Raw genomic sequence first — 18,505 nt, 5'->3', positions numbered from 1 at the left:
TCCCCCTTCAGAGTTCGCTGTCGGTGCCGTCACCGAAGGCGAGGCGTTCGAGTTCGGCGAGGACCTTCTCCTCCACCAGCTCAGCCAGTCCGGCGACCGTGCGGGCGGTCAGCACGTCCTTGGGCGTGAGGGCGAGGTCGAAGGCTTCCTTGGTCCTGGCGGTGATCTGGAGGCTGCGCACGGAGTCGCCGCCGAGGTCGAAGAAGCTGTCCTCGATGCCGACCCGGTCCAGGCCGAGCACCTCGGCCCAGATCTCGGCGAGCACCTGCTCGGTCTCGGTCTCCGGCGCGACGTAGCCGGTCTGCCCGACCAACCCGGCGGTCGGCGCGGGCAGCGCGCGGCGGTCGAGCTTTCCGTTGGGCGTCAACGGCAGCGCGTCCAGGGTGACGAAGGCGGCGGGCACCATGTAGTCGGGCAGCCGCCCGGCCAGCGTGGCCCGCAGCTCGGGCACGCTGGGGATCTCCCCCACCAGGTAGGCGACCAGGCGCTTGGCCCCGTCGTCCGTCCTGGCGATGACCACCGCCTCGGTGACGCCTTCCTGTTGGCGCAGCAGGGTTTCGATCTCGCCCGGCTCGATCCGGAAGCCACGGATCTTGACCTGCTGGTCGGCCCGGCCGAGGAACTCCAGCTGCCCGTCCGCGCGCCAGCGGGCCAGGTCGCCGGTGCGGTACATCCGCTCGCCGGGTGCGCCGAACGGGTTGGGCGGGAAGCGGTCCGCGGTCAGGCCGGGCCGGTTCAGGTAGCCACGGGCCAGGCCCGCGCCGGCGACGTACAGCTCACCGGGCACGCCGACCGGGACGGGGTTGAGGTCGGCGTCGAGCAGGTGCACCCGGGTGTTGCGGATCGGCCGGCCGATCGGCGGATTTCCGCCTGGGACCAGCGGATCGCTCCACGTGGTGACCACAGTGGACTCGGTCGGACCATAAGAGTTGATCATACGGCGGCCGGGCGCCCACCGGTCGACCAGCTCCGCGGTGCAGGCGTCGCCACCGACGATGACGGTGCGGAAGTCCGGCAGCGCAACGCCTTCCGGGATGGTGGCCAGCGCCACCGGCGGGATCAGCGCGTGCGTGACCCGGTGCTCGTCCAGCACCTGCGCCAGGTGCTCGCCGAGCAGTGAGCCCTCCGGCGGCACCACCAGCGCGGCACCGGCGGGCAGCGACATGCACAGCTCCAGCACCGAGGCGTCGAAGCTGGGCGAGGAGAACTGGAGCACCCGATCACCCTGATCCACTTGGTAGTGCTCGATCTCGGCGGCGGAGAAGCTGGCCAGTCCGGCATGGGTGACCACCACGCCCTTGGGCTTGCCGGTGGAGCCGGAGGTGTAGATGACGTAGGCGGGGTGTTCCGGGCGCAGCGGCGCGATCCGGTCCGCGTCGGTCGGGGCGTGCGCGCTGGTGCCCTGCTCGGCCAGGAACTCCTGGTCGATCACCAGCACCGGCTTGGCGTCGGCGAGCATGAACTCGATGCGCTCCGGCGGGTAGTTCGGGTCGACCGGCAGGTAGGCGCCACCGGCCTTGAGCACCGCGAGCTGGGCGACCACGATCTCTGCCGAGCGCGGCAGCCGCAGCGCGACGATGGTCTCCGGGCCGACACCGAGCCCGATCAGCCGGTGCGCCAACCGGTTCGCCCGCTGTTCCAGCCCGGCGAAGGTGATCTCACCGTCACCGACGATCAGCGCGGCCGCGTCCGGGGTCCGCTCGACCTGGGCCTGGAACAGCTCCGGGAACACCGTCGGCGCGGTGTCCTGCGCGGTGTTGTTCCAGGCGGACAGCTGCTCGCGTTCGGCGGCGCCGAGGATGTCCAAGCGGGCCAACGGTTCCGCGTTGTCCGCGGCGAGAGCGCGCAGCACCTCGGTGAGGTGCCCGGCCATCCGCGCGATGGTGCCCGGCTCGAACAGGTCCGGATCGTAGCCGAACTCCAGGTGGAACTGCTTGCCGGGCGAGACGACCAGGCTGATCGGGTAGTTGGTGGTCTCGATGGCTTCCAGCTCGCGGACGCCGAGGCCGTTGGCGGCGGCCACCTCGTCGTTGATCGGGTAGTTCTCGAAGACCACGATGCTGTCGAACAGCTCGGTGCCACCCTCGACCTGGCTCCAGGACTGGAGCTGGGACAGGGCCACGAAGTCGAACCGCCGCGACTCGGCCTGCGCCGCCTGGAGCTCCTGCAGCCAGCCGACCGGGTCGGCGGCCGGGTCGACGGTGAGCCGGACCGGCAGGGTGTTGATGAAGATGCCGGTGATGTCCTCGCCGCCGGACAGATCCGCCGGACGACCGGAAACCGTTGCGCCGAAACAGACATCGCGCTGCCCGCTGTACCGCGAGAGCAGCAGCGCCCAGGCGCCCTGCACGACCGCGTTGAGGGTCAGCCGGTACCGCTTGGCGAACTCGTACAGCCTGCTGGCCTCGGTCTCCTGGAGCGCGAAGCCGGTCCAGGTGGAGGAGCGGGTGTTGTGACCGGCGGGCCTTGGCTGGTCCAGCGGCAGCGGGGTCGGGGTGTCGAACCCGGCGAGCACCTCCCGCCAGTACCGCTCGGCCTGGGTGTGGTCCTGGGCGTCGAGCCAGCGCAGGTACTCGGCGAACGGACGGCGGCTGGGCAGTGCGTGCCCGGCGTGCGCGGCGAAGACGTCGGAGAGCACCTGGAAGACGCTCCAGCCGTCCAGCAGCACGTGGTGGAAGGTCCACACCACCTGCACCGAGCTGTCGGAAAGCTTGGCCAGGGTGACCCGCAGCAGCGGCGCCTCGGTCAGGTCGAGCCCGGTGGCGCGGTCCTGCTCCAGCAGCTCGGCCAGCGCGGCCTTGCGGTCCTTTTCGGACAGTCCGGTCCAGTCCAGGTGGGTGACCGGCACCGTCACCTTGGCCTGCACGACCTGGAGCGGGGTTGGCACGCCGGACCAGACGATCCGGCTGCGCAGCACCGGGGTCCGGTCCACCACCTGCTGCCAGGCAGCGGCCAGGCGGTGCGGGTCGGTGACGCCGTCGAGCACGAACTTGGCCTGCTCGAAGTAGACGCCCTGCTCCTGCTGGGACAGCCCGTGGAAGACCATGCCGGCCTGCATCGGGGTCAGCGGGTAGATGTCCTCCACCTCGCCGTCGGCCAGTCTGTCCACTGTGGACTGCTCAAGCCCGGCCAGCGGGAAGTCCGAGGGCGTGCGGCCACCGGCGCCGGGCTGGGCGCAGTGCGCGATGATCTCGCGCAGGGCCGCGCGCAGCCGGTCGGCGAGGCTGCTGACGGTGGCCTCGGTGTGCAGGTTGGCGGAGTAGAACCAGGTGAGCTGGAGCCGTTTCTCCGCCACCGCCCCAACGATGTCGAACACCCGGTCCCGCTCGCCGCCAAGGCTGACGTCGGACTGGATCCCGCTGCTGCCCCGGACCAGCCCGCCACCGGTGCCGGACTCGAACTGGCCGAGGTAGTTGAAGCTGACCGGCGCGGGCGCGGCAGCGGGCAGCCGATCGGTGAGCCACCGCAGCGCCCCATACCCGAGCCCACGCCCGGGAATCGCCCGCAGCTGTTCCTTCACCGACTTGAGAGTGGTCGACCACTCACAGTCCGGCGTGGACAGTGCGACCGGGAACATGGTGGTGAACCAGCCGACCGTGCGGGAGAGGTCCACCCCGGCGAACAGGTCCTCGCGGCCGTGCCCCTCCAGGTCGATCAGCAGCCGGTCCCGCCCGGTCCACTCCGCGAACACCCGCCCGAGCGCGCTCAGCAGGACGTCGTTGACCTGGGTGCGGTAGACCGGCGGCACGTCCTGGAGCAGGGCGCGGGTGTCGGCCTCGTCGAGCTCGACGGTGACGGAGGCAGTGGAGGCGGTGGTGTTGGCGCCGGTGGCGTCTGTCGGAATATTCGTCTCGAGGTTCGCGCTGGTCCAGTGCTCGAGCTCGTGGTCGAAACCACCGGCGCGGGCGTGCTCGGCAAGGCGGTGGGACCAGTCGCGGAAGGCGGTGGTCTTGCGTCCGATGTGGACGGTCTGACCGGTGACGGCTTGGCGGTAGGCGGTTTCGAGGTCCTCGAGCAGGATGCGCCAGGAGACGCCGTCGATGGCGAGGTGGTGGACGCAGAGGTGCAGTTGGGTGCCGGCGCGGTGGGCGCGGAGCAGGGGGGCCGGGCTGCTGAGGTCGAAGGCACCGAGGGAGTGAGTGGTCAACCACTCAGGCTGGGTGGCGGGGGTCGCGGGGGTCGGGGCGGGGGTGGCGGTCGCAGCCATCTCGGCGGGGGCGGCAGTCGCGGCCGTCGCGGCCGTCCCAGCGGAGGTGGCAGTCGCAGCCGCCGTAGCCGTCGCGGCGGGGGCGGCAGTCTCAGCGGTCGCGGCGGAGGCCACAGTCGCAGCCGTCCCGGCCGGGGCGGCAGTCGCGGCGGCGAGGTTGGCAGCGGCCGGAGCCTCGGCGGCAGTCGAACCGGTCGCGGCGCGGGTCGCGGCGGGCGTGGCTGCCTGGCCGTCGGGTGCCGGGGCGTCGAGCGCCAGGGTCGCGTTGGCTGCCGCGACCGAGTTGTTGTGCTGCCGCCAGCCGTCTGCCTCCCGGGTGAAGCTCAACCGGAGCGCGTCGTGGTGCCGGATCAGCTCGGCCAGCGCCACTCGCAGCGCCGCCTCGTCCACCGCCGGGTCCAGTTCCAGTGTCATCGCCTGGTTGAAGTGCCCCGGTTCCGGCGCTCCGGCGAAGAACCAGTGCTGGATCGGGGTGAGCGGCACCTCGCCGACGACCTCGCCCTGTTCCGCGGTGTCCGGTTCGGCCTCGGCGACCAGCACCGCCAGCTCGGCGACCGTCTGGGCGCGGAACAGGTCTCTCGGCATCAGGCCCAGGCCTGCTTGGCGGGCGCGGGAGGTGACCTGGATGCTCAGGATCGAGTCGCCGCCCAGGGCGAAGAAGTTGTCCTGGGCGCCGACTCTGGGCAGGCCGAGGACTTCGGCCCAGACCTGGGCGAGGGTCTGCTCGGTTTCGGTGCGGGGGGCGATGTAGCCGGTCTCGGCCAGGGCGGCGAAGTCGGGGGCGGGCAAGGCCCTGCGGTCGAGTTTGCCGTTGCGGCTCAGGGGGAGGTGGTCGAGCAGGAGGAAGGCGGCCGGGACCATGTAGTCGGGGAGCTGGGCGGCCAGGGTGCCCTTGATCTTGACGGGGTCCAGACCAGTTCCTACCAGGTAGGCGACCAGGCGTTTGACGCCCTGGTCGGTGCGGGCCAGGACCACGGCTTCGGCGACGCCCGGTTGAGTGGTCAGCAGTGCTTCGATCTCACCCAGCTCGATGCGGAAGCCGCGGATCTTGACCTGCTCGTCGGCCCGGCCCACGAACTCCAGCACGCCGTCGGCCCTCCAGCGCACCACGTCGCCGGTGCGGTACATCCGCGTGCCCGCCGGACCGAACGGGTCCGCCAGGAAGCGGTCGGCGGTCAGGGCGGGGCGGTTGAGGTAGCCGCGGGCCAGACCCTCGCCTGCCAGGTGCAGCTCACCGGCGATGCCGGGCGGGACCGGGTTCAGGTCCGCGTCGAGCACGTAGGCCCGCATGTTGTCCTGCGGGCGACCGATCGGGATCTGGGCCGGGACCTCGCTACCCGCCGGAATGCGGTGGTGGGTGGCGAAGGTGGTGGTCTCGGTGGGGCCATATCCGTCCACAACGGACAGTCCCGGGCAGGCGGCCAGCACCCGGCGGACCGCGCCGGCCGGGACCACGTCGCCGCCGGTCCAGACCTCGCGGACGCCGTGCAGGCAGTCGGGGGCGTCCTGGGCGAGCAGGCGGAACAGGCCCGCGGTGAGCCAGAGGCCGGTGATGCCGTGCTCGGTGACCAGGCGGCGCAGGGTGTCCAGGTCCAGGTCGCCGGCGGGGGCGACGATCACGCGGTCGCCGTTGAGCAGCGGCACCCACAGCTCGTAGGTGGCGGCGTCGAAGGCGGTGGGCGAGTGCAGCAGCACCCGCTCGTGCGCGCCGCCGCGGAAGCAGCGGTCGTGGGCCAGGGCGAGCACGTCCCGGTGCCGGACCGCGACGCCCTTGGGGGTGCCGGTGGAACCCGAGGTGTACATGACGTAGGCGAGGTTGTCGCCGTCGACCGCGACCGCGGGGGGCCCGGCCGGGCCGTCCAGTGGCTGGTCGATGCGGGCCATGTGTCCATTGTGGACCTTGGTGGCGGTGCTCGCCCAGTGCCGGTCGGCGAGCAGGATTTCGGCACGGGACTCGGCGAGCACCAGGCGGAGGCGGTCGGCGGGGGCGCGCAGGTCGAGCGGGACGTAGGCGCCGCCTGCCTTCACGATGGCCAGTTCGGCCACGACCAGGTCCGGGGAACGCTCGGCGAGCAGGCCGACCGGCTGGTCGGGGCGCAGGCCGAGGTCGAGCAGGCGGCGGGCCAGGCGGTTCGCCCTGGCTTCCAGGTCGGCGTAGGTGAGGTGGCCGCCGTCGAAGGCCAGTGCGACAGCCTGCGGGGTGCGGGCGGCCTGGGCGGTGAACAGCTCGCCGAGTGACCCGGCAGGCAGTTCGGTGGCGGTGGCGTTCCAGGTTTCCAGGACGCGGTGGCGTTCGGCCTCGGTGAGCACCGGCAGCTGGGCCGGGGTGCGCTCCGGGTCGCGGGCGATGCCGGTGAGCAGCAGGGCCAGGCGGTCGGCCATGGCCTGCACGGTGTCCGCGTCGAACAGCTCGGGGTCGTAGTCCAGGGCGAAGGAGAGCTGCTCGCCGGGTGAGACGACCACGCTGAGCGGGTAGTTGGTGGGCTCCTCGTCGCGGGACTCGGCCATGGTCAGGCCGGTGGCGGCGATCGCGGCCGGGTCGAACGGGTAGTTCTCGAACACCACGATGCTGTCGAACAGGCCGGTGCCGCCGGGCAGGTTCAGCCAGCCCTGCAGCTGGGCCAGCGAGACGAAGTCGAACCGCCGGGACTCCGCCTGCGCCGACTGCAGCTCGCGCAACCAGGGCAGCAGCGCCTGTCCACTGTGGACGTCGACCCTGGTGGGGATGGTGTTGATGAACAGGCCCACCATCGACTCCACCCCGGTCAGCTCGGCCGGGCGGCCGGAGACGGTGGTGCCGAAGACGACCTCGGACTCACCGCTGTACCGGGACAGCAGCAGGCCCCAGGCCCCCTGGAACACGGTGTTGAGGGTGAGTCCGCCGTGCTGGGCCACCTCGCGCAGCCGCGCGGTGTCCGCGCTGGTCAGCTGGGCCCGGACGGTCCCGGAAGACGCGGCGCGGTGCGCCTCCCGGGACTGCCGGTCGAACGGCAACGGCGTAGGAGTGCTGAAGCCGTCGAGCGCCTGCCGCCAGTACTCGGCGGCCTGGTCGGCGTCCTGCCGGGCGAGCCAGTCGAGGTAGTCGCGGAAGGGCCTGCGGGACACCGGTTCCAGGGCCGGGCCGCCGGTGAGCGCAGCGTAGCGGGCGCACACCTCGCCGAATGCCTGCGCGGCGCTCCAGCCGTCCAGCAGCACGTGGTGGAAGGTCCAGACGAGCAGGACCTCGTTGGCCGACAGGGTGATCACCGTGATGCGCAGCAGTGGCGCGGTGGCCAGGTCGAAGCCCTGGGCGCGGTCCTCGTCGAGCAGCTCGCGCAGTGCGACCTCGGTGTCGGCCCGTCCGGTCCAGTCCAGCAGGCGGGTGGGCACCGCGACGGCGCTGGGCACGACCTGGAGGGGTTCGGTGACGCCCTCCCAGACGATCCGGCTGCGCAGCACCGGGTTGTGGTCCACGGTCTGCTGCCAGGCGGTGGCGAAGGCGGCCGGGTCGGTGACGCCGGTGAGCCGCAGCTGCACCTGGTTGAAGTAGGCGGTGCTCGCCTCGCCCACCAGGCTGTGGAACACCATGCCGGCCTGCATCGGGGTCAGCGGGTAGATGTCGGCGACCTCGCTGCCGTCACCGGCCAGGGTGTCCACTTCGGACTGGGAGATGCGGGCCAGCGGGAAGTCCGACGGCGTGCGGCCACCCGCGCCGGGCTCGGCGCAGTGCGCGACCAGCTCGCGCAGCGCGGTGGCGAACCGCTCGGCGAGGTGGCGGACCGTGGTCTCGGTGTGGCAGCCCTCGGCGTAGGCGAAGGTGAAGGTCAGCCGCCGGGACTCGACGCTGCCGATGACGTCGAGCAGGTGCGGGCGCTGGTTGGCCGGACCGGCCTCGCCGCCGAGGCCCCCGGGCAGTCCGGCGATCAGCCCGTCCGTCTCTTGTGGACGGTCGAACTGGCCGAGGTAGTTGAAGCTGACCAGCGGCGCGGGCGATGCGGGCAGGCGGTCGGTGAGGTGGCGCAGCACGCCGTAGCCGAGGCCGCGGCGCGGGATCGCGCGCAGCTGTTCCTTGACCGCCTTCAGTGCCTCGCCCCAGCCCAGGCCGCGGTGGCCGGGCAGGGCGATCGGGAACATGGTGGTGAACCAGCCGACCGTGCGGGACAGGTCGATGTCGCCGCCGAGGTCCTCCCGGCCGTGCCCCTCCAGGTCGAGCAGCACCCGGTCCCGGCCGGTCCACTCCCCCAGCACCCGGCCGAGCGCGGTGAGCAGCACGTCGTTGACCTGGGTGCGGTAGACCGGCGGCACGTCCTGGAGCAGCGCGCGGGTGGTCTCCTCGTCCAGCTCGACGGTCAGGTTCCGCCCACTGGCCACGGTGTTCTCGCCGGTGCCGTCGACCGGGATGGCCGGGTCGGCGGTGATGCCGGTCCAGTAGGGCAGTTCCGCGTCGAACTCGCCCTGCTCGGCCAGTGCGGTCAGCTTCCGGGCGAAGTCGCGGAAGGAGGTGGTCTTGGCCGCGAGCCGGACCGGGTTGCCCGCGCGCAGCTGGCGGTAGGCGGTGTCCAGGTCCTCCAGCAGGATGCGCCAGGACACGCCGTCGACCAGCAGGTGGTGCACGGCCAGGAACAGCTGGTTGTTCGCCAGCAGCACGGCCTTGAGCAGCGGCCCGTGTTCGAGGTCGAACCCCGTGTGGTCCGCCGCGCCGCCGAGCTGGAGCAGGGTGGCCGGGGCCTCGGCGTGCTGCTGCCTGCCGCCGGTGAAGCGCAGGCGGAACGCGTCGTGCTGGCGCACCAGCGCGCACAGCGCCTGGTCGAGCAGCTCCGGGTCGGGGCGCTCGGTCAGCTCGAGCAGCACGGACTGGTTGAAGTGCGCCGGATCCGCGGTCTGGGTGGCGAAGAACCAGTGCTGGATCGGGGTGAGCGGGGCGTCCCCGGTGACCGGGCCCTGTTCGATGACCGGCTGGGTGGTCTCGGTGGCGGTGGCGGCCAGTCCGGCGACCGTGGGCGTGCGGAACAGGTCCCGTGGCATCAGGCCGATGCCGGCCTGCCGGGCGCGGGAGACGACCTGGATGCTGACGATCGAGTCGCCGCCCAGCTCGAAGAAGTTGTCCTCCACGCCGACCCTGGGCAGGCCGAGCACGGCGGCGAAGATCTCGGTCAGCGCCCGCTCGGTCTCGGTGCGCGGGGCCACGTAACCGGCGGCGGCGACCAGGCCCCAGTCCGGCGTGGGCAGCGCCTTGCGGTCGACCTTGCCGTTGGCGTTCAACGGAAGCGCGGTCAGCGGCACGAACACCGAGGGCACCAGGTAGTCCGGCACCGACTTGGCCAGGAACTCGCGCAGCTCGGCCGCGCCGGGCACCGGATGGTTCTCCACCGGCACCAGGTAGGCGACCAGGCGCTTGCGGCGGGACTCGTCCAGCAGCACCGCGGAGACCACCTGGCCGAGGTGCTCGTGCCGCAGCAGGGCGTTGTCCACCTCGCTCAGCTCGATCCGGAAGCCGCGGATCTTCACCTGGTCATCGGTGCGGCCCAGGAACTCGATCTCGCCGTCGCGGTTCCAGCGCACGGTGTCGCCGGTGCGGTACATCCGCTCGCCGGGCGCGCCGAACGGGTCGGCCACAAAACAGGCCGCGGTCAGGCCGGGACGCCCGAAGTAGCCGCGGGCCACCCCGGCGCCGGCGATGTGCAGCTCACCGGGAACACCGGCGGGCACCGGGCGCAGCGTGCGGTCGAGCACGTAGACCCGCATGTTGTCCAGGGCGCGGCCGATCGGCAGCAGCTCCGGCACCGCGTCGGCCGCTGGCAGGTCGTGGTGGGTGGCGAAGGTGGTGGTCTCGGTGGGGCCGTAGCCGTCCACAACGCACAGTCCGGGGCAGGCGGCCAGTACCCGGCGCACCGACTCGGCGAGCACCACCTCGCCGCCGGTCCACACCTCGCGGGCGCCGCTGAAGCAGCCTGGATCCTCCTGCGCCACCAGGCGGAACAGGCCCGCGGTCAGCCAGAGGCCGGTGATGCCGTGGTCGGTGATCATGCGGCGGAGGACCAGCGCGTCCACGTCGCCATCGGGGGCCAGCACGGTGCTGCCGCCGCTGAGCAGCGGGGTCCACAGCTCGTACGTGGAGGCGTCGAAGGCCAGCGGGGAGTGCATGAGCACCCGTTGGTGCCCGCCGTGGTGGAAGCGGCGGTGCGTGGCCAGGGCGAGGACGTCCCGGTGGCACACCGCGACGCCCTTGGGGATTCCGGTGGAGCCGGAGGTGTGCATGATGTAGGCCAGGTTGTCCGGCCGCACATTGGGCAGCGCCGCGCTGGACTCCGGGTGTGGCCGGTCGGCGCGCAGAATGTGTCCACTGTGGACTTCCTCGGCGGTGGCGGCCCAGGCCTGGTCGGTGAGCAGCACGGACACGCCGGTCTCGGTGAGCAGGCGGCGCAGGCGGGCCGCGGGGGCGCGCACGTCCAGGGGCACGTAGGCCCCGCCCGCCTTGAGGATGGCCAGTTCGGCCACCACCACGGCGGCCGAGCGGGCCATCAGCAGGCCGACCGGCTGCTCCACGCCAACACCGAGCGAGACCAGGTGCCGGGCCAGCGCGGCGGCGCGCTCGTCCAGTTCGGCGTAGCTGAGGCAACCGTCGTCGGTGACCACCGCGGTGGCCAGCGGGGTGCGCTCGACCTGTGCGGCAAAGGCTTCCGGCACACTGCCGGTGGGCAGTTCGGTCGCGGTGTCGTTCCACTCGAACAGCACCCGCTGCCGCTCGGCCTCGGTGAGCATCGGCAGCGCGGCCACCGGATCGTCCACGTGCGCCGGGAATCCGGCCAGCAGGGTGAGCAGGTGCTCGGCCAGCCGGTCCGCGGTGGTGGCGTCGAAGTGCGCCGGGTCGTAGCCCAGGCTGACCGCCAGCTCCTGGTGCGGATAGGCGACCAGGGTGAGCGGGTAGTTGGTGGTCTCCACCCCGCGCAGCTCGCGCAGGCCGAGGCCGTGCGCGGCGGCCGCGTCGTCGTCGAAGGGGTAGTTCTCGAAGACCACGATGCTGTCGAACAGGTTCGACCGCTCGGGCAGGTCGGTGCAGGCGCGCAGCCGGGGCAGCGGCAGGTAGTCGTGGCGGCGGGCCGCGGACTGGGTGTCCTGGATCCCGCGCAGCCACTCGGTCAACGACTGTCCACTGTGGATCTGAATCCTGGTGGGCAGGGTGTTGATGAAGATGCCGGTGATGTCCTCGACCCCGGCCAGGTCAGCGGGACGGCCGGAGACGGTGGTGCCGAAGAGCACGTCGTCCTGGCCGCTGTGCCGGGCCAGCAGCAGCGCCCAGGCGCCCTGGACCAGGGTGTTCAGCGTGAGGCCGTGCCGCTGGGCGAGGGTGCGCAGCGCGCCGGTGGTATCCGCGTCCAGCGAGCGGAGCACGGTGGCGGTGGACTCCTGGTGCCCGCCGCCCGCGGGCTGCCGGTCGTAGGGCAGCGCGGTAGGCTCGCTGACCCCGGCCAGCGCGGACCGCCAGTGCGCCAGGGCTTCCCTGGGGTCCTGGCGGTCGATCCAGCGCAGGTAGTCACCGAAGGGGCGGCGGGTCGGCAGCGGCTGACCGGCGTGCGCGGCGAAGACGTCGTTGAGGACCTGGAAGACGCTCCAGCCGTCGAGCAGCACGTGGTGGAAGGTCCACACCACTCGCAGCTCGGTGTCGCTGGTCCTGGCCAGCGCGGTCCGTTGCAGCGGCGGCTCGTCCAGCGCGATGCCGGTGGCCCGGTCCTCGGCGAGCAGCGCGTCCAGCTCGGCCTGGCGCTGCTTTTCGGTCAGCTCACGCCAGTCCAGGTGCCGGACCGGCACGCGGACCTGGGCGCGCACCACCTGCACCGGTTCGGGCACGCCCTGCCAGACGATGTGGCTGCGCAGCACCGGCAGCCGGTCGCTGACCTGCTGCCAAGCCTCGGCCAGCCGTCGCGGATCGGGGATGCCGTCGAGGCGGAAGGTGAGCTGCTGGAAGTAGACGCCGGTGTCGCCCTGGGCCAGGCGGTGGAACACCATGCCGGCCTGGGTCGGGGTGAGCGGGTAGATGTCCTCCACGTCCCGGCCGTCACCGGCCAGCAGGTCCACAGTGGACTGATCCAGACGGGCGAGCGGGAAGTCGGACGGCGTGCGGCCACCGGCCCCGGGCCGGGCGCAGTGGTCGATGATCTCGCCGAGCGCGGCGAGCAGCTCCTCGGCCAGGCGGCGGACGGTGGCCTCGGTGTGCCGGTCGGTGGAGTAGAACCAGCTGAACTCCAGGGACTTGCGGTCCACCCGGCCGACCACGTCCAGCAGGTGCGGGCGGGCGGCGGCCGGATCGGCGTCCAGGGCCAGCTCGCTGTGCAGCCCGTCGAACAGCGCGGTGGCCGGCGCGTCGAAGGCGCCGAGGTAGTTGAAGCTGATCTGCGGGCTCGGCGGAGCGGCGAGCCGGTCGGTGAGCCGGTGCAGCGCGCCGTAGGACAGGCCGCGGTGCGGCAGCGCCCGCAGCTGTTCCTTGACCGCTTTGAGCGTGGCCGCCCACCCGGTGTCCGGAGTGGACAGTGCGACCGGGAACATGGTGGTGAACCAGCCGACCGTGCGGGAGATGTCCAGGTCCGCGAACAGCTCCTCGCGGCCGTGGCCCTCCAGGTCGATGAGCACCCGGTCCTGCCCGGTCCACCGGGTGAGCACCCGGCTGAGCGCGCTGAGCAGCACGTCGTTGACCTGGGTGCGGTAGACCGGCGGCACGTCCTGGAGCAGCGCGCGGGTCCGCGCCTCGTCCAGCCGCACGGTCACCACCTCGGTGCTGGCCACGGTGTTCGGGCCGGTGCGCTCGACCGGGAGGTCGGTCTGCCCGTCGATCGCGGACCAGTACTCGGCATCGGCGTCGAAGCCACCGGCGGCGGTGTGCTCGGTGAGGCGGATCGCCCAGTCCCGGAACGAGGTGGTCTTCGCCTCCAGCCGGATCCGGTCGCCGCGGGCGGCCTGCTCGTAACCAGCGGCCAGGTCCTCCAGCAGGACGCGCCAGGACACGCCGTCGACCACCAGGTGGTGCACGGCCAGGAACAGCCCGCGCCGGCCGTCCGGCAGGTCGCGGATCTCCGCGCGCAGCAGGGAGTCCCCGTCCAGGGTGAGCGGCCCGCCGGCGACCGCGGTGTCCCCGACCGGCGCGTTGTGCTGCTGCCAGCCGGATCCGGTGCGCCGGTAGCGCATGCGGAGCGCGTCGTGCTGTTCGACCAGCGCGGACAGGGCCGCCTGCAGAGCCCGGTCGTCGATGCCGTCGGCGAGGGCCAGGGTGAGGTGCTGGGCGAAGTGCTCCGGCCGCTCGGGCTGGATCTCGAACAGCCAGTGCTGGATCGGGGTCAGCGGCACCTCGCCGGTGACCGGACCCTGCGCGATCCGGCGGGTGGCCACCGCGGTGACCTGCGGGGCCAGTGCCGCGATCGTCTGGTGCAGGAACAGGTCGCGCGAGGTGAGCTGGAGTCCGGCGGCGCGGGCCTTGGCCACCACCTGGATGCTCAGGATCGAGTCGCCGCCGTGGGCGAAGAAGTTGTCGGTCACGCCGATCCGGTCCAGGCCGAGCACCTCGGCCCAGATGTCGGCGAGCACCCGCTCGGTGGCGTTGCCGGGGGCCACGTACTCGCCACCGGCGACCGCGGCCCAGTCCGGCGCGGGCAGCGCGCGGCGGTCCAGCTTTCCGTTGGGGTTCAACGGGAGCAGGTCGAGCTGGAGCACCGCGGCCGGCACCATGTACTCGGGCAGCCCACTGCCGACGAAGGCGCGCAGCTCGGCGGAGCCCACCGCGGTCTCGGCCACCACGTAGCCGACCAGGCGCTGGTGCCCGCCGTCGGTGCGGGCCACCGCGACCGCCTCGGTGACCGCCGGGTGCCGCAGCAGCGCGGCCTCCACCTCGCCGAGCTCGATCCGGAAGCCGCGGATCTTGACCTGGTCATCCGCGCGGCCCAGGTACTCGATGTCGCCATCGGCGTTCCAGCGCACCACGTCCCCGGTGCGGTACATGCGTTCGCCGGGCGCGCCGTAGGGGTTGGCGATGAACCGGTCGGCGCTCAGGCCGGGCCGGTGCAGGTAGCCGCGCGCCAGGCCGCGCCCGGCCAGGTACAGCTCGCCGGGCACGCCGATCGGCACGGGCCGCAGGTTCCCGTCGAGCACGTAGGTCTGGATGTTGCTGACCGGCTTGCCGATCGGCGGCGTGGACTGCTGCTCGCTGCCGTCGGAGTACCAGGCGGTGGCGTAGACGGTGGCCTCGGTCGGGCCGTAGATGTTGGCGATCCGCCCGCCCGGCAGTGCGGCCTGGATCTCCCTGGTGGCGTGCGCGGACAGGCCCTCACCGGCCAGCACCACGTGCTCGGCGGAGACGGTCACCGCGCCCTGCGCCAGCACCTGGGCCAGCGCCGAGGGCACCGCGCTGACCAGGCTGGCCCGCCACGGTTCGGCCCGCTCCTCCCCCAGTGCCAGCACGTTCGCGACCACCTCGACGCAACCGCCCAGCACCAGCGGGCAGAAGATCTCGAACACCGAGACGTCGAAGTTGAGCGAGGTGGAGGCGACCACCGAGGACAGCGCGGCCGGGCCGAAGTCGCGGGCGGCCCAGGCGGTCAGGTCGGCCAGGCTCTCGTGCGCGATCACCACGCCCTTGGGGCGGCCGGTGGAGCCGGAGGTGTAGATGCTGTAGGCGGCGTGCGCCGGGTCCAGCGGCAGCAGGCGGTCCGCGTCGGTGATGTCCACATCGGACAGTGCGGTCAGCTCGTCCGCGATCCGGTCCAGCTCCTCGGCGGTGAGCACCAGGATCGGGTCGGCGTCGGCGAGCATGAACTCGATCCGGTCGGCCGGGTAGGCCGGGTCGATCGGCAGGTAGGCCGCACCGGACTTCAGGATGGCCAGCAGCGCGACGATGGTCTGCTCGGTGCGCGGCATGGCGATGCCGACGAACCTCTCTGCGCCGGCGCCCTGGCCGATCAGCCAGCGGGCCAACCGGTTCGCGCGCCGGTTCAGTTCTGCGTAGGTCAGCTCGCGGCCGACGTGGGTGACCGCGACCGCCGCCGGGGTGCGCGCGGCCTGGCGGGCGAACAGCTCCGGGTACAGCGCGGGCCCAACCGCCAGCGCGGTGTCGTTCCAGCCGCGCAGCACCTGCTGCCGTTCGGCACCGGTGAGCAGCGGCAGCTCGCCGAGCGGGGCCTCCGGGATGGCCAGGATGCCGTTGAGCAGCACTTCCAGGTGCTCGGTGAGCCGGGCGATGGTGCTGCCGTCGAACAGGTCGGTGTTGTACTCCACCGCCACGGTCAGCCCGTCGGCGCGCGGCCAGAACTCGCACACCAGGTCGAACCGGGAGCGCGGGCGCGGCAGGTCCTGCTCGGCCAGGCGCAGCTCACCGATGGCGCGGGGCCGCACGATCGCGTTCTGCAGCACCACAAGGGCCTGCACCAGCGGGGTGCGGCTGGCGTCCCGGTCCAGGCGCAGCTCCTCGACCAGGCGGTCGAACGGGGCGTCCTCGTGCGCGAACCCGGCCAGCACGGTCTCCCGCACCTGGGCCAGGAACTCGACGAACGGCAGCTTGCTGTCCACAGTGGACCGCAGCACCACGGTGTTGACCAGGAACCCGGCCAGGCGTTCCAGCTCGGCGCGGTTGCGGCCGGAGGTGGCGGTGCCGACCGCGATGTCGGAGCGGTTGCTGTAGCGGGCGAAGAGCACCTGCACCGCGGCGGTGAGCAGCATGAACAGCGTGGCGCCGCGCTCGCGGCCGGCCGAGGTGAGCTTGTCGACCAGGGTGGCCGGCAGCAGGTGGCGGTGCACCGCGCCGGGGTTGGTGCGCACCGGCGGGCGCGGGCGGTCGGTGGGCAGCTGCAACGGCTCCACCCCGGCCAGCCGTTCCCGCCAGTAGGCCAGCTGTCCGGCCAGTTCCGGGCTGCTGAGCCGGTCCTGCTGCCAGGCGGCGTAGTCGGCGTAGCGCACTGGCAGTTCGGGCAGCCGCGGCTCCCGGTGCTCGGTGGCGGCCGCGTACAGCTCGGCGAGCTCCTCCACCAGCAGCGCCACCGAGGCGCCGTCGGTGACGATGTGGTGCTGGCACAGCAACAACACCTGGTCGTCGGCGGCCAGCCGGACCAGCAGGGCGCGGGTGAGCGGGCCGCGGCGCAGGTCGAATGGCCGGTCCAGCTCCCCGGCCAGCACCTCGTCCAGGGTGGCCGGATCGGCCTCGGCGGTGGCCAGCGGGATGACGGCGGTGGCCGCCACGACCTGCTCGGGCACGCCGGCGGACTCGGTGAAGGTGGTGCGCAGCGACTCGTGCCGGGCGGCCAGGGCGTCCAGGGCGCGGCGCAGCGCGTCGGCGTCCAGCGGGCCGGTCAGGCGCAGGCCGACCCCGGTGTTGTACTCGGTGCCACCGGTCAGGTTGTCCAGCACCCACATCCGGTGCTGCGCCGAGGACAGCGGCAGCGGCCGGTCCACCGGCGCGGCCGGGATCGCCACGGTGTCCACAGTGGACGGCTCGGGCAGCGCGGCGGCCAGCTCGCGGATGGAGCTGGTCTCGAACAGCAGCCGGGGGGACAGCTCGACGTCGAAGGCGGCCCTGATCCGGGCCAGCGCGCGGAAGGCCAGCACCGAGTCGCCGCCGAGGGCGAAGAAGTCGTCGGTGACCCCGATCTCGGGCAGGCCGAGCACCTCGGCCCAGATCCCGGCCAGCACCCGCTCGGTCCCGGTGCGCGGCGGGATCGCGGACTCCCCGCCGGGCAGCAGCCCGGTCGGCGCGGGCAGCGCGGTGCGGTCGAGCTTCCCGTTGGGACTCAACGGCAGCGTGGCCAGCACCAGCAGCACGGCCGGGACCATGTGCGCGGGCAGCGTCTCGGCCAGCACGGTGCGCAGGTGCGCCGGGTCCGGCTCCTGTCCCTTGGCCGGGACGACGTAGCCGATCAGCCGCTTGAGGCCCTGGTCCTCGCGGGCCACCACCACGGCCTCGGCCACCGTGGGCTGCTGCCGGAGCAGGCTCTCGATCTCGCCCGGCTCGATCCGGAAGCCGCGGATCTTGACCTGGTCGTCGGCGCGGCCGCGGAACTCCAGCTCACCGGCGTCGGTCCAGCGCACCAGGTCCCCGGTGCGGTACATCCGCTCGCCGGGTGCGCCAAACGGGTTGGGCGGGAAGCGGTCCGCGGTCAGGCCGGGCCGGTTCAGGTAGCCCCGCGCCAGCCCGATGCCCGCGAGGTACAGCTCACCGTCGGCCCCGGCCGGAACCGGGTTGAGCGACTCGTCCAGCACGTAGACGCGGGTGTTCCGGATCGGGCGGCCGATCGGTGGGATGCCGCCGGGGGTCAGCGGATCGCTCCAGGTGGCGACCACGGTGGACTCGGTCGGACCATAGGAGTTGATCATGCGGCGGCCGGGCGCCCACCGGTTGACCAGCTCGGCGGTGCAGGCGTCGCCACCCACGATCACGGTGCGGAAGTCCGGCAGCGCAACGCCTTCCGGCACCGTGGCCAGCGCCACCGGCGGGATCAGCGCGTGCGTGATCCGACGCTCGGCGAGCACCTCGGCCAGGTGGTCGCCGAGCAGCGGGCCGGGCGGCGGCACCACCAGCGTCGCCCCGGCGGGCAGCGACATGCACAGCTCCAGCACCGAGGCGTCGAAGCTGGGCGAGGAGAACTGGAGCACCCGGTCACCCGGATTGACCTGGTAGTGCTCGATCTCGGCGGCGGAGAAGCCGGCCAGTCCGGCGTGCGTGACCACCACGCCCTTGGGCCTGCCGGTGGAGCCGGAGGTGTAGATGACGTAGGCCGGATGGTCGAAGGCCAACGGGCACCGGCGGTCCGCGTCGGTCGGCGCGGTGCCCGGCAGGCCCTCCGGGGTCGCGGCCAGGAAGTCCTCGTCGATGACCAGCGCGGGTGCGGCGTCGGCCAGCATCAGCCGGATCCGCTCGGCCGGGTAGGCCGGGTCCACCGGCAGGTAGGCGCCGCCTGCCTTGAGCACCGCCAGCTGCGCCACCACGATGTCCACCGAACGGGGCAGCAGCAGTGCCACGATCCGCTCCGGCCCCACCCCGAGCCCGATCAGCCGATGGGCCAACCGGTTCGCCCGGTGCTCCAGCTCGGCGAAGGACACCGCGCCCTCGTCGTCGATCAGCGCGGGCGCCTGCGGGGTGCGGGCGGCCTGGGCCTCGACGAGCTGGGGCAGGGTCACCTGCCTGACCGCGCACGCCACACCGGTCGGCTCAGTCGCGGTGAGTGACGACGGCAGGGCGTGAGCGGGCAGGGACACCTCGCGTGCGGACATGAACTCAAGACCTTTCAGGCGCGGCAAAACCACGCCAGCAGACGGCGTATGCTGGGGCTGGGCGGAAGTGCGGTG

The 18,505-nt window shown here is 72.7% G+C and carries 1 protein-coding gene; it reads right to left on the bottom strand.

Going from position 1 to position 18,505, the window contains the following annotated elements; genetic code table 11:
* Positions 1–7 precede the first annotated feature (7 nt).
* Positions 8–18,430, bottom strand: a complete 18,423-nt coding sequence (locus tag N8J89_RS11465) for a non-ribosomal peptide synthetase (protein ID WP_283664317.1) — start codon at positions 18,428–18,430, stop codon at positions 8–10.
* Positions 18,431–18,505: the final 75 nt, after the last annotated feature.

This window comes from Crossiella sp. CA-258035 (assembly GCF_030064675.1).
Lineage (GTDB): Bacteria > Actinomycetota > Actinomycetes > Mycobacteriales > Pseudonocardiaceae > Crossiella.
Note: the sequence above shows the minus strand (reverse complement) of the source record. Positions and strands in the feature narration are given on the sequence as shown.